This is a genomic window from Bdellovibrio sp. ZFWA1 (assembly GCF_056175665.1).
In genome coordinates, this window is record NZ_JBJKJH010000001.1 from 159,570 (window position 1) to 171,987 (window position 12,418).

General features: G+C 43.9%; 14 protein-coding genes. 7 read left to right on the plus strand and 7 right to left on the minus strand.

Annotation, left to right across the window (positions count from 1 at the left end):
* The first annotated feature begins 154 nt into the window (after positions 1 to 154).
* Together AC04MN_RS00710 and AC04MN_RS00715 are read left to right on the plus strand one after the other, a co-directional pair.
* Positions 155 to 1,498: a dihydroorotase gene (locus tag AC04MN_RS00710; protein WP_475381263.1), complete on the plus strand. Its 1,344-nt coding sequence runs from the start codon at positions 155 to 157 to the stop codon at positions 1,496 to 1,498.
* On the plus strand, positions 1,482 to 2,051 hold the full coding sequence (locus AC04MN_RS00715; protein ID WP_475381264.1) for an inner membrane-spanning protein YciB: 570 nt from the start codon (positions 1,482 to 1,484) through the stop codon (positions 2,049 to 2,051). The genes AC04MN_RS00710 and AC04MN_RS00715 overlap by 17 nt, the downstream gene beginning before the upstream one ends.
* Positions 2,052 to 2,153: 102 nt before the next feature.
* Here the strand turns inward: AC04MN_RS00715 and AC04MN_RS00720 are convergent, their stop codons facing one another.
* From AC04MN_RS00720 to AC04MN_RS00735, 4 genes are all read right to left on the minus strand, one after another.
* On the minus strand, positions 2,154 to 2,756 hold the full coding sequence (locus AC04MN_RS00720) for a DUF4360 domain-containing protein (RefSeq protein WP_475381265.1): 603 nt from the start codon (positions 2,754 to 2,756) through the stop codon (positions 2,154 to 2,156).
* Positions 2,757 to 2,844: 88 nt separating this feature from the next.
* Complete coding sequence (locus AC04MN_RS00725) at positions 2,845 to 3,624, minus strand: enoyl-CoA hydratase-related protein (RefSeq protein ID WP_475381266.1); 780 nt, start codon at positions 3,622 to 3,624, stop codon at positions 2,845 to 2,847.
* A 15-nt stretch (positions 3,625 to 3,639) separates the two neighbouring features.
* Positions 3,640 to 4,383, minus strand: coding sequence for a substrate-binding periplasmic protein (locus AC04MN_RS00730; protein ID WP_475381267.1), 744 nt, complete (start codon positions 4,381 to 4,383; stop codon positions 3,640 to 3,642).
* Positions 4,384 to 4,520: 137 nt separating this feature from the next.
* Positions 4,521 to 6,089: a S8 family peptidase gene (locus AC04MN_RS00735; protein ID WP_475381268.1), complete on the minus strand. Its 1,569-nt coding sequence runs from the start codon at positions 6,087 to 6,089 to the stop codon at positions 4,521 to 4,523.
* Positions 6,090 to 6,257: 168 nt separating this feature from the next.
* Here AC04MN_RS00735 and AC04MN_RS00740 point away from each other — a divergent pair, with 168 nt between their 5' ends.
* Both AC04MN_RS00740 and AC04MN_RS00745 read left to right on the plus strand, forming a co-directional pair.
* On the plus strand, positions 6,258 to 7,040 hold the full coding sequence (locus AC04MN_RS00740; protein ID WP_475381269.1) for an undecaprenyl-diphosphate phosphatase: 783 nt from the start codon (positions 6,258 to 6,260) through the stop codon (positions 7,038 to 7,040).
* A complete protein-coding gene (locus AC04MN_RS00745; protein WP_475381270.1) occupies positions 7,040 to 8,212 on the plus strand; it encodes a mechanosensitive ion channel family protein in 1,173 nt (390 codons plus the stop codon). The genes AC04MN_RS00740 and AC04MN_RS00745 overlap by 1 nt, the downstream gene beginning before the upstream one ends.
* Positions 8,213 to 8,251: 39 nt before the next feature.
* Here AC04MN_RS00745 and AC04MN_RS00750 read toward each other — a convergent pair whose 3' ends face one another.
* The 3 genes from AC04MN_RS00750 to AC04MN_RS00760 are packed head-to-tail and all read right to left on the minus strand — an operon-like array spanning position 8,252 to position 9,739.
* On the minus strand, positions 8,252 to 8,521 hold the full coding sequence (locus tag AC04MN_RS00750) for a peptidylprolyl isomerase (protein WP_475381271.1): 270 nt from the start codon (positions 8,519 to 8,521) through the stop codon (positions 8,252 to 8,254).
* Between the two features lie 2 nt (positions 8,522 to 8,523).
* Positions 8,524 to 9,468 carry a hypothetical protein gene (locus AC04MN_RS00755; RefSeq protein WP_475381272.1) on the minus strand — a complete coding sequence of 315 codons (945 nt, stop codon included), beginning with the start codon at positions 9,466 to 9,468 and terminating at the stop codon, positions 8,524 to 8,526.
* Positions 9,398 to 9,739 (minus strand): hypothetical protein, encoded by a 342-nt coding sequence (locus AC04MN_RS00760; protein ID WP_475381273.1) that lies wholly within the window; start codon positions 9,737 to 9,739, stop codon positions 9,398 to 9,400. The genes AC04MN_RS00755 and AC04MN_RS00760 overlap by 71 nt, the downstream gene beginning before the upstream one ends.
* 456 nt (positions 9,740 to 10,195) lie before the next feature.
* Between AC04MN_RS00760 and AC04MN_RS00765 the strand changes: the two genes are divergently transcribed.
* Genes AC04MN_RS00765 through rdgB form a run of 3 tightly spaced genes read left to right on the plus strand, consistent with a single transcriptional unit; the run spans position 10,196 to position 12,301 of the window.
* Positions 10,196 to 10,966 carry an N-acetylmuramoyl-L-alanine amidase family protein gene (locus AC04MN_RS00765; RefSeq protein WP_475381274.1) on the plus strand — a complete coding sequence of 257 codons (771 nt, stop codon included), beginning with the start codon at positions 10,196 to 10,198 and terminating at the stop codon, positions 10,964 to 10,966.
* 5 nt (positions 10,967 to 10,971) lie between these two features.
* Positions 10,972 to 11,703 (plus strand): ribonuclease PH, encoded by a 732-nt coding sequence (rph, locus tag AC04MN_RS00770; RefSeq protein ID WP_475381275.1) that lies wholly within the window; start codon positions 10,972 to 10,974, stop codon positions 11,701 to 11,703.
* Between the two features lies 1 nt (position 11,704).
* Complete coding sequence (rdgB, locus tag AC04MN_RS00775) at positions 11,705 to 12,301, plus strand: RdgB/HAM1 family non-canonical purine NTP pyrophosphatase (RefSeq protein ID WP_475381276.1); 597 nt, start codon at positions 11,705 to 11,707, stop codon at positions 12,299 to 12,301.
* Positions 12,302 to 12,418: the final 117 nt, after the last annotated feature.

Here is a 12,418-nt window from a genome sequence, read left to right on the forward strand (position 1 = left end):
TCCCCCGGTCAACAAATGGCCAGACCATCTAAAAAATCGCTCGTAATTTTGGCAGTTTACGGGGCTTAAATCCTACTGGCAAAAGTCTAGGTTGCACACGGTCATTTAAACTTCCTTCAATTGAAAATCTTTAATTCTTAACTATGATGGGCTTATGAAAGTCGATTTACTTTTAAAAAATGGTATCACCGTAACTTGGAATGAAATCACCGGCAAAATGGTCGAAGAGGTTCAAGATGTTGCTGTACTTAATGGCAAGATCGTTGAAATTGGTAAAAACCTGACCTGCCTTGCTAGCGAAGTTCGTAACTTAGACGGCCTCCATCTACTTCCGGGATGCATTGATTCTCAGGTTCACTTTCGCGAGCCCGGCCTGACTCACAAAGAAGACTTAGAAACCGGCACAAGGTCTGCACTGATGGGAGGAATTACCGCCATCTTTGAAATGCCGAACACCAATCCTGGAACCACCACTTGGGAAGCTTTCGAAGACAAGCTGCAAAGGATGCCTGGCCGCGCATGGACTCATTATGCCTTTTTTGTAGGGGCCACTCCTGACAATGCTGAGGTTTTAAAATCTGTAGAACTTCATCCGCACTGCTCGGGCGTAAAGATTTTTATGGGTTCTTCAACTGGATCGTTACTTGTGGATGAAGAAGCCGCACTCGAAAGAATTTTAAGCACAGGACAACGGCGAGTCATCGTTCATTCTGAGGACGAAGCAAGACTCAAAGAGCGTAAACATATCGCAATAACAGAAGCGCATCCTCGAGCGCACAATCATTGGCGTGATGTTGAGAGCGCTCTCATCTCAACGCAAAGACTTTTGAAAATCGCGCGAAAGACCGGACGAAAAGTTCACGTGCTCCACGTCACTACCAAAGACGAGATGGAACTGCTAAAACTAAATAAAGATATCGCAACGGTCGAAGTTCTTCCGCAGCATCTTACACTAAACGCCCCAGAGTGTTACGAACGCTTAGGCACCTTGGCTCAGATGAATCCTCCGATTCGCGAGCAAAGCCATCAAGACGGACTCTGGAGCGCCATCCTTGATGGGACAGTCGATGTCCTGGGTTCAGACCATGCTCCTCATACACTGGAAGAAAAAGCAAAAATCTATCCCCAATCTCCAAGCGGAATGCCGGGAACTCAAACCCTGCTGCCTTTAATCTTAACTCACTCGTTAAACGGCAAACTTCCCTTACTAAAAGCCGTTGAACTTCTAACCGAGGGACCGCGAAAAGTATTTAATATCAAAAATAAAGGCCGCATCCAAAAGGGCTACGACGCTGACTTTAGTATCGTAAAACTGAATCAAGAATGGACACTAAAAAACGAAGATGTTGTTAGCCGTTGTGGATGGAGTCCGTTTATTGGTTTCAATTTTAAGGCTAAAGTAGATAGCGTCTATTTGATGGGAAAATTAGCAATGAAAGATGGCTTCATTAATGGTCAATGCTTAGGAAAGCCGGTGCATTTTGAAACCTCAAAATAAACAAGCGCAACTGCGTTCGTTTTTAATCGGTGGAATCCTGCCCATCGTTGCGTTCACATTTATTGAAGACCATTACGGAGTTGTTGCCGGCTTGATTGCCGCCATGATTTTTGGAGTGGGCGAGCTAAGTTACGAATACATCCGATTTAAAAAAATCGAGCGCATCACCCTGATTGGGAATGCTTTAGTTATCGGTTTAGGTTTGCTGTCGTTGTGGTCCACAGATGGTATCTGGTTCAAACTCCAACCTGCCCTGCTATGTTTGATATTCGCTGGAGCGTTGATTGTTTCTAGCTTTTTAAAAAAACCTTTGCTAGTTGGTTTAGCTCGGGCTCAGAATGCCGAAATCCCAGAACTGGCTTTAGTATTTATGAGTTCACTCAACTGGCGCCTTGGAATATTTTTTATATTTCAAGCAGCCCTTGGAACATGGGCTGCACTTCACTGGAGTACTACTCAATGGGCCCTTCTTAAGGGAATTGGTCTTCCGGTAATGATGTTCTTGTATATGATTATAGAAGTTCTTATTTTTCGTCTTCGTCTAAAAAAATAAACATGGCTGTTACATTCATCGTGAAGGCCTCCCTGAAACACATCACAACTTCTGCAACAGCCAAAATTTAAATACTTTTCAACTTATCAAAGATGCTAAGAATTAGTAGCAACGTCTCCATTGCAAGTGGTAAAGAAGACCGCTTGAGAAGTCCGCAGAATCCACAGTCATCATAGTTTGATCGCCACGAGAGTTCGACTGCGCCATGATTGAGCTGTTAACTCGTAAGTTCACGCTAGCTCCACATGGTGTCCACACAAGCGTACTAGCCATGATACCATCAGAAAGTGTGTAGTTATCTGTAACTGGTCCACGGAACATGCGTGTAAAGCGAGGTCCGCGGGCTCCGGCCCAAAAGTACTCAGTATCGATTTTTGTTTGCGCTCCGAATGCTGGAACCAAATTAAATCCACGATAATCCACTTTGAAAATGGCAACCGAATACCCTTGAGGAACTTGGACTGGGATTGAAATATTACAAGATTTGCGATCTACAGTGCGTCCCGTAGTTTTACCAGCTTCTGCGATATAAGAATCAAACAGAATGGATAGTGAGCTTTGATCCGGGCTCACGTTAACACTTGCTGAGCCAGCAGGACAGCCGTTGCCGCCATAAGCAGGTTCACCTAAACGTAACTGAGCTTGAGCAGATTCAGCCAATGACAGAGCCGCAGCGATAGCCAAAATTGATGACATGAGTTTCATATTTCCCCCTTGTATTGTTATCAAAACCTTTTTTAGTGAAGGTCGACAAAGAGGTTATTAAGCACACATCATGCCAACAAATTCGGTGTCATTTTGGCAACGAGCTAAAATGCTCTGGTGTCCTTTGCGCAATTCCTTGATACGCCGCCAAAAGATCTAAGCAGGTTTGAATATCGTGCAAATACGAAATCTTCAGTGCCTTTTTGGCCATCTGAATAGCCGGTGCAGATTGAGCCGCAACCTTCGCCGCCAATTCTTGAGTGAACTCTTCAAGTTTTTGGTTATCTACATAATAATGACTTAAGCCAAAATCATGGGCTGCCTTGCCGTCCAAAATCTCTGCAGTTAAAGTCATCTGCATCGCCTTTGCAAATCCAATAGCACGAGTTAAAAAAAATGTTCCGCCATCACCGGGAACTAAACCGATCTTGGCAAAAGTCTCTCCGAACCGAGATTTGTCAGAGGAAACCCTTAAATCACACATCATTGCCAAATCACAACCCGCACCAATTGCCGCACCATTAACCATCGCAATAACTGGTGTCGACAAATCTTCCATGCACTTGGGAATCTGCTGAATACCATGCATATAACGCATGCGAAGCTCGTTTGGTTCGCCATGAAACATACCGGACTGCTCTAGCATCGCTTTAACATCGCCCCCGGCACTGAAGGCCTTTCCTTCACCACGAACCACGATCACTTTAATTTGGGGATCAAAATCAGCTTTCTTCAATACACCGATCAACGAATCAATCATTTCATAGGTGATTGCGTTCATTTTATCCGGATTGTCTAAGGTTAGCCAAAGTTGATTTTGGGCGCGAACTTCTAACTTAAGATGCGGCAATTGACTTGGATAGCTCAAGATAAATTCCTTTTGCTATGGTTTTCCCACGTAGCGCTGGCCATATTTTTGAAAGATGCGCTGAGGCTCACCCTCCACAATTAAATCACTCATACGTCGGTCCCAATGAGCGGCCAAAGACTCTCCTTTAGGATTTTTATGAAACACGACGTAAGCTTTCTCAGAAATTCCACTTGGAGCCGAAGTTATTTTGGTACAGTCGACTCCTGACAAATGACATTCATCTTTAAAAGTATAAGTGTAGTCGATCAAGATATCAAATCGCCCGGCCTCTAACATCTTAAATGCGAGCTTGATATCGTTGACTTCAATAAACTTCATTCTAAAGTCCACAATCCGATCATACCCATAGCCCCGAAGCCATGCGATTTTTTTTGACTTAAGAGTCTCTTCACCTTTGAAATCAACTTTTCCTTTTAGAAAATATGCTTCTAATGGCAAGTCATCTAGAATAATTCGCGGACGGATGGAGTTTGGCGAGGGCTTGTTTTCCGCTATCAACCCATCACACTTTTTCTCTTGAAACGAAATCTGAGCACGGGCCCACGGAAATAACTTAATGATCACTTCGTATTTATCTTCATAAACTTTGCGAACCAACTCCGAATAGCTTCCTGTCCCATCGGTATTCGTCAAACCGACCCAATTATCAACACAAAGAATGATTTTCTCTTTTTTTAACGACAAAGTAGATGGCTCGGAGGCCAAACTAGCCGCAGAAGTAAACAAAACGAAAAAACTGAAAATGATGAGTTTCAAATGTCATTCCTCACTCAAGTAATGTATCGGATTGATCTTAATTTGAAATGACTCGACTTCGGTAGGGAATCTTGTATTTTTCGGAACACTTAACAAAAAAATAAAGGAGCCTTTCGGCTCCTTTATAGATTTCATTCTTATTGGCAGAATGGAAGATCTGGCTGAATCTGACAGATGATTTGGCACAACATTGGATCTCCCAATGGGCACTCACCCGGCTCGCCAGGATTGCCTGGGTCTTGCCCTGGATCCTGAGGAGGATTTCCTGGATTCGGAGGCGTTGGATTGTTTCCACCACCTGAAGCCGCACCAACAACGTAATCAAGAGAAGTCACAGTTTTACCTGTAGCATCTTTAACTGAAATAGTTGTTGTTCCGTTTGCCAATGCCTTAACTGCACCGGTAGAAGCATCAACAGATGCTACTGATGAGTTCGAGCTTGAGAACTGGAATGGAGCTTTACCGTTCATAACTGATACGTTAACAACATCATTCACATTCATCGCTGCAGCAGCGGGCACTAACATCATGCGCTTTTCAATAACCGCAGAAACGGCTTCAAAAGCATCAACACGACAGTTACAAGCAGTTTCAATACCTACCTTAGCTCCAGTTGCCTGAAGAATCGCACGAGCTTGCGCACCTGTCAGAGACATATCTTGTGATTTCATCAACGCAACTAGACCAGAAACAAGCGGCGTTGCCATTGAAGTTCCAGAAAGATTTCCGTACTTATTTTTTGGCAAAGTCGACATGATGTTTTCGCCTGGAGCTGAAACGTGAACTGTACGTTTTCCGTAGTTAGACCAGCTTGGCTTAGAGTCATTAGGTCCTGAAGCCGCAACAGTGATTGAGTTCGGCAAACCATTGTTTGCAGGGTAAACTTCAGTTCTGTCGTTATTTTTACCATCGTTAGCTGCTGCTGCGATGAAAATCAAACCAGCATCATCAGCACGCTTAACTGCCTCAAGAAGAGGAGCTGCTGTTGAACGAGGCACGGATGCACCCCACGAAGCTGAAATAATGTGCGCACCTTTTTGGATTGCATAATCAATAGCTTTGATACCGTTGTTCAAGTCGCCTGAACCTTTTTCATCCAAAAAGCGAATTGGCATGATAGAAATTCCAGGAGCTAAACCTTGAATACCGCCGTCAACCAAACCAGTCGCGCCGATTGAACCCGCACAGTGAGTTCCGTGACCAGGGTTTTGGAAGCTTGTCTTATCCATTGGATCCGCATCGTTTTCAGCGAAATCATATCCCGGGATCATGTTAGGAGAAAGTGATTCGTGGTTGTAATCAACACCCGTGTCGATAACCGCAACGATCACATTTTTAGAACCTTTATTGCCCGCTTTTGCCCAAGCTTTATCCGCCTGAACTTTAGCATTTGCCCATTGATCTTTCAAAGCAGATGCCGTTACAGGTGCATAGAATGCATGCAACTTAAAGTTAGGAACAACGTACTCTACACCTGGGTGTGAAAGTAGCTGAGCCAAGCTCTGAGCTTCATTTTTCTTAGCAACTTCAACCTTAACAAGGCTTGCTGTCTCGTTGAGGTCCTCAACCATGATACGTTGCTGCGTGCTCATCGGCATCGTCATCAACATATTTAGTGCGTTCGTGCTTTTATATTTCACCAAGTATTCAGCCGAAAATGCTGAAGAGGCGAATAACATCGCACCAACAAATAATGTTTTTTTCATAATCCCTCCGTGGTAACAAAAATCATAAGCCGATCTCTTTACGAAATTCGAGCAAAAACTTAAAAGAATCTTAAATTTGTTTAACACGACGAGCCGAAAACTTACCAAAAAGGCATTGCCTCATTTGGAAAATTCGATAGCTTATCCCTTACTTACAAGGATGACATAATGACGTTTTGGCAGAGTGTAATTTTAGGAATTGTCGAGGGGCTCACTGAATTTTTGCCCATTTCTTCAACAGGTCATATGATCATAACTTCGAGCCTTTTAAAAATGGAACACAATGATTTTTTAAAAGCTTTCGAGGTCATTATTCAGTCCGGTGCAATCTTAGCCGTGCTTGTGATTTACTGGAAAAGATTTTTACCCAATTGGTCTTTCTATAAAAAACTTTTCGTCGCTTTTTTACCAACCGCTATCCTGGGTTTTCTATTAAAAGATCTTGTCGATCAATTTCTAGGCTCAAGCGAAATCGTAGCTTGGTCGCTGATCATTGGCGGCTTCGTTTTAATTTGGTCTGACAGCAAATTTGCAAGCCTTCAAACCAAAGGAAGATCTACCAAAGAACTCACCTACAAAGACTCGCTTGCTTTAGGACTTTCTCAGTGCGTCGCGCTAATCCCCGGCGTATCTCGAAGTGGGGCCACAATTATGGGCGGCCTGTTTTTAGGAATGAACAAAAAGGAAGCGGCGGAGTTTTCGTTCTTCCTAGCCGTTCCGACCATGGCGGCGGCGACGCTCTATAAAGTACTTAAAATATATAAAACTATCGAACCCTCACAATTGAACCTCCTATTTGTTGGCTGGATTGTCTCTTTTGCCGTAGCAATCGTTGCGATAAAATTCTTTATTGGGGTTGTCGGCAAATATGGTTTTAGGTATTTTGGATACTATCGCATAATTGTCGGATCAGCGATCCTTGGACTCATCTACACTGGAATATTGAATTAATGAATGCCCGTGAATTTTTCGTTACACAATCACAAATAATTTCTGAAGACATGATGATAGCACTTGAAAAGCAAGTGTGGTTAATGCCCAACTGGAAGTGGTTGGCGATCGGCTCAGCTTTTGTTTTGGCCTATTTAGTTAAGCCCATCATTCACTTTGCGCTAAAAAAGATTAAAGAACAGCTTCATCAGCATTTAGAAGATAAAAAAAATTTTTTAGCCTTCTTCCTAGAAACCAAAGTTGAACAGCCTATTTCTTGGATTCTTATTTCGTTAATTTGGCTTGGAGTTCTAGACGCGATCTCCCCCCACCCTACTTTGAATAAGCATTTAACCAATCTGACGATTCTGGTTCTTGGCTATTTCATAATTAAGCTTTTCTATTTGGCCGTCGATGCCTTCGGACAAGTTTTCATGAACTATGCAAAACAAACCGACAGCACAATGGACGACATGCTTGCGCCATTTATCACAAAATCTCTTAAAGTTTTTGTTGTGATCGTGGGCTTTCTTCTGACCATACAAAACATGGGCATCAATGTTATGTCGATTTTGGCGGGACTCGGCCTGGGAGGCTTAGCCCTTGCGCTTGCCGCTCAAGATACAGCGGCCAATTTATTCGGCTCAATCACCATATTCTTAGATCAACCCTTCAAAGTCGGTGATTGGGTCAAAATTCAAGACGTCGAGGGGACTGTTGAAGAAATCGGTTTTCGTTCAACCAGAATACGCACATTTTATAACTCTCTGATCGCCATTCCAAACTCAATTGTCGCTAAAGAAAAGTTAGACAACATGGGTGTTCGACCGCTACGTCGAATTCGTCACAACTTCGGCCTTAATTATTCAACGCCGCCTCACAAAATCGAAGAGTTTTGCGAAGCGGTGAGATACATCATCATGCAGGACGAAAAAGTCGTTAAGGACTCGGTGACGGTCGTCTTTAACGGTTATTTAGATTCTTCCTTGAATGTTTTAGTGAATTTTCACCTGAGCGTCCATGAAACACCTGAAGAGTTAAGTCGACAGCAGCGAATCCTTCTAGACATACTAGCAATGGCAGCGCAAATTGATGTTCATTTTGCCTTCCCAAGTCGTACCGTCTATCTTCAGTCGTCGAACTTAAACCAAATAAGCCATACCCATCCCTCTGCGCACTCCGAAAATAAATAATTATAGTAAAAAAAGGGAGCCCAACAGGCTCCTTTTTTTTTATTTCTCAATGATCTGAATTAAATGATAGCCAAATTTAGTGCGAATGGGCTTTGATACTTGCCCTATTTTTAAAAAATCCAATGCTTCGGCAAAATCAGGATCCAGATTTTTTTTGCCTTTCAACTCTCCAAGATCTCCGCCGTCAGAGGCTGAGGAACAAAGACTCTTTTTCCTGGCAAGCTCTGAAAAGTCTTTCCCGGATTGCAAAAGGCGAAGGATATCCTCCGCCTCGTACTGATGTTTTACTAAAATATGTCGTACACGCATAATTACTTGGCTTTCTTATTTGCCTTTTTAATTTTAGCAGCCTCAAGCTTCAACTTTTCAGTCTCTGCTTCGGCCTTACGAGTGTCTAATTTTATTTTCGACTCTTCGGCTTTATTTTTCACATCGGCCAATTCATCCTCAAGTTTTTCTCGCTCTTTTTTAGCCGCAGCCGCCTGCTCTTCAAGTTGTTTTAACTCGGATTCATCTTTGATCGAAGCAGCTTGAAGCTCGGCAATGCTCTTTTTAGCTTTTGCTACTTCCATTTGATTAACGGCTGCTTCTTTTCTTAAATCTGCCTGTTTACCCGCCAACTCAGACTTCGCTTTACTTGCTTGAAGCTTAGCCTTCTCTTCGTCTTTCTTTAAATCCGACAAAACTTTCTTTTCTTTTTCAAAGTCTTCGATAGCGTCTTGCTTTTTCGCAAGCGCTTCTTTTAGCTCTGCCTGGGCTTTTTTCTCGGCATCTTCGGACTCTTCAGCCTGAGCCTTTAGCTTAGAAATTTCAGCCTCGGCTTTTGACTTTTCAGCATCTGCTCGTGCAGTTTCTTGCTCAGCACGCGCCATACGCGCCTTAGCTTCTGCGACTGTTTTCTGAGTTAACAACCTTTGCCGAGATAACTCCTGTTCAGCCTTTGCTGCTGCTTTTTTTGCTTCTTCAGCCTGCGCCAAAGCTTTTTGGCTTTCGGAAGTTGCGCTCTCGGCATCCTTTTCGCGATCTTTCATTTCCGACTTCGCCGAGTCAGCTTTCTTTTCGGCTTCGCGACGACGGCTCTCGGCCTCGTCTTTTGTTTGCCGGGCTTTCTTTATTTTTTCGGCAGCCGCTTGAATACGGCTATTCGCCTCGGCAGTCTCTTTTTCTGCCTGAGCTTTTTCCCTTTCATGCTCTGCGGTTTCCTGCTTCAGCTTTGCAGAATCTCGCTCGGCCTCGGCCCTGTCTCTTATACACATCTGACGCTGCCGACGACACGTCAGAGGTGTAGATCTCGGTGGTCGCCGTATCATTAAAAGCTTCCGCTCGCAGTTTATCTCGCTTTTTACGATCCTCGTCTGCACGACGACGAGCCTCGGCAGCCTCAGCCTTTGCTCCTTCAGCATCTGCGGTAGCTTCTTCAGCCTCCACAACGGAAGAATCAACAGCACGCGCACTGGTCGGCGCTATAAACATAGCCGTAAGAATAAAAGCAACTAACAATGAGTTTTTCATCGAGCTGGTAACCATAACAAAGACCCCTCCAAATTTTCTTCAATCAGGATGCTTTCTTATCGGCAACTCGAGCCTAGACTTTTGCCTTGTTGTTAAAATCCAAGCTTCAAAAGAGAACTTTCGATTTAATGTCTATCGCCTATTCAGTTTTTGCGGAAATTAGCTAAAAAAAGGGGAGCGGCCAGGCACTTGGGGGGGGGGGGGGGGGGGGGGGGGAATGCACCTGGCCGCCATGGGGGGTGCCTTTATACTAGAGCAAGCCCGATGCCATCGCTCTTCCACATCAGTCATCGAAAGGTAGTTCGCGAAAGCACTTTAAATTCGACTTCAACGCAATTTTCTGCGCCACGGGCCAGACCTACTGTTCAAACCTTCGACAGACTGACAACCCTGGCCGCATCCCCTAAAAAGGTAGAGTTTAAACCGCCTGGACTCGGCAATTCACGAGTTCAGGGTCATAATAATAAAATCGTGAAAACTTCAATTCCGAGCCTAACTACATGTCTAATTTTGAGTCTGTTTTTACTTATGGCGCCAAAAGCCAATGCTTTAAATATCGTGATTGACCCCGGTCATGGGGGAACTGACACCGGGGCGGTTCGTGGCGGGGTCAAAGAATCGGCACTTGTTCTTAATGTAGCAAAACAACTCAAAGATCTTATAGATCAAGATATCCAGTTCCGCTCGATCCTAACCCGCGACAAAGACAAAATGATGTCACTGAATGATCGAGTTCAAACTGCGGAAAAATGGGGCGCGGATATTTTTATTAGCTTGCACGCAAACACGGCCCCCGATGCTCGAGCTCGAGGGATGGAGGTTTTCTTTCAAAACTCTTTGCCCCCTGACGAGGATTCTCAATACCTCGCAGGCATCGAAAACCAAAATTTTTCTACGCTTGAAGAATCTACGACTAAAATGAGTCGATCCAGCGACGTTGCCGTCATCGTGCAAGATCTTCATCGACAGGCGCGAATGCAAAATAGCCTTCGTCTTTCCGAGGCCGTTCAAAATCATGTCGACTCTGCAGGGCCAGTCACCATCAAGCAAGCCCCCTTCTTCGTTATTTCAAAGTCCTCTATGCCTAGTGTTTTAATTGAATTGGGCTTTTTAAGTCACCCCAAAGAGCTTCAAAAGTTAACTTCCGAGGTCTATCAAAAGGATTTAGCCAAAAAAATACATTCGGCTCTGGTTCAATATAAAGAAAAGATGGACAGTCAGGAACCTCAGGCTCTAAAGTGAGCCCCATGAGATCAGATGGACGTCATTTAAACCAATTAAGAGAAATTAAAATCACCCCTCACGTTTCCGAATATGCCGAAGGCTCTTGCCTGGTAGAGTTTGGTAAAACGCGAGTTCTTTGCACAGCATCTTACGAATCTAAGGCCCCACAATGGCTTCAAGGCTCCGGTGCTGGCTGGATCACTGCTGAGTATGGCATGCTTCCCCGCTCTACGCATACGAGAATGAAGCGAGACAAAGCTGCCAATAGCGGTCGAACTCAAGAAATATCGCGTCTTATCGGTCGCTCCCTCCGAGCCGCTGTTGATTTAAAAGCCCTTGGTGAAAAGCAAATTATGATCGACTGTGATGTTATAAATGCCGATGGTGGCACTCGAACTGCTGCCATCACGGGCGGATTTGTAGCCCTTGCTTTGGCACTTAAGAAGCTTCATGCTGTCAGCGAAATTAAATCGTTGCCTTTGACACATTATGTATCTGCTATCAGCGTCGGTCTTCAGAATGGTCAGTATCTTCTTGATCTAAATTATGACGAGGATTCGTCTATTGGCACAGATATGAATTTTGTTATGACAGATGCAAATGCATTTGTTGAAGTGCAAGGCACCGCCGAATCGGTCCCTTTTACCCAAAATCAATTAATGGGAATGATGGAAGTTGCTACACTAGCCTGTCGTCAACTTTTTGAAAAACAGGCAGAAGTCGTTGGCCCAATCTTTCCGCTAAAGAAGGTTTAGTATGGAGTTTTGGATTGCGTCTGGAAACAAAGGGAAAATAACCGAATTTCAAATTTTGCTAAAAGAAATTCCTAATATCCAGTTCCATCTTCAAAATGAAATTCCGGGATTCACGCCTCGGCCAGAAGACGGCTCGACATTTTTGGATAATGCCCGAATTAAAGCGAAGTCACTAAAGGCCGTGAAACCCAATTGCTGGATTTTAGCGGATGATTCAGGCCTTGAGGTCGAGGGATTAAATAATTTACCCGGAGTGCACTCTGCTCGTTATGCAGGCCCCAAAGCCTCGGACTCTGAAAACGTTGCTAAGCTTTTAAAAATGATGACGATTCGACCGATGGCAAATAGAAATGCCCGCTTCGTTTGCTGCTTGGTCGTTTACTCTCCTCAAGGTGAAGAGTGGATTTTTAATGGTGAACTTAAAGGGAAAATTGCGACAAAACCATCGGGTTCGATGGGCTTTGGATATGACCCCGTGTTCATTCCAGAAGGACAAGATAAAAGCCTTGCCGAGTTAGGCCCTGGTTACAAAAATATGGAATCTCATCGGTCAAAGGCCACTAAAGCCTTCCTAGAAAAGCTCACTGCTTCGCTATAGAACATCTCGTTCGGTCGAAAATGTATTGAGGGTAAGGTTCTTGCTTCATCTTGAACCTTACTTTTTTTATTTCCAAAGATTCATATACATTGATTGTTGTTCACACATTTGATCTGC

Bases quoted from the DNA above. Each gene is read 5' to 3' on its own strand.
- AC04MN_RS00750 (WP_475381271.1), bottom strand. From the start codon at position 8,521: ATGCGTGTACGACATATTTTAGTAAAACATCAGTACGAGGCGGAGGAT.
- AC04MN_RS00710 (WP_475381263.1), top strand. From the start codon at position 155: ATGAAAGTCGATTTACTTTTAAAAAATGGTATCACCGTAACTTGGAAT.
- AC04MN_RS00720 (WP_475381265.1), bottom strand. From the start codon at position 2,756: ATGAAACTCATGTCATCAATTTTGGCTATCGCTGCGGCTCTGTCATTG.
- AC04MN_RS00755 (WP_475381272.1), bottom strand. From the start codon at position 9,468: ATGTGTATAAGAGACAGGGCCGAGGCCGAGCGAGATTCTGCAAAGCTG.
- rdgB (WP_475381276.1), top strand. From the start codon at position 11,705: ATGGAGTTTTGGATTGCGTCTGGAAACAAAGGGAAAATAACCGAATTT.
- AC04MN_RS00735 (WP_475381268.1), bottom strand. From the start codon at position 6,089: ATGAAAAAAACATTATTTGTTGGTGCGATGTTATTCGCCTCTTCAGCA.
- rph (WP_475381275.1), top strand. From the start codon at position 10,972: ATGAGATCAGATGGACGTCATTTAAACCAATTAAGAGAAATTAAAATC.
- AC04MN_RS00760 (WP_475381273.1), bottom strand. From the start codon at position 9,739: ATGGTTACCAGCTCGATGAAAAACTCATTGTTAGTTGCTTTTATTCTT.
- AC04MN_RS00740 (WP_475381269.1), top strand. From the start codon at position 6,258: ATGACGTTTTGGCAGAGTGTAATTTTAGGAATTGTCGAGGGGCTCACT.
- AC04MN_RS00745 (WP_475381270.1), top strand. From the start codon at position 7,040: ATGAATGCCCGTGAATTTTTCGTTACACAATCACAAATAATTTCTGAA.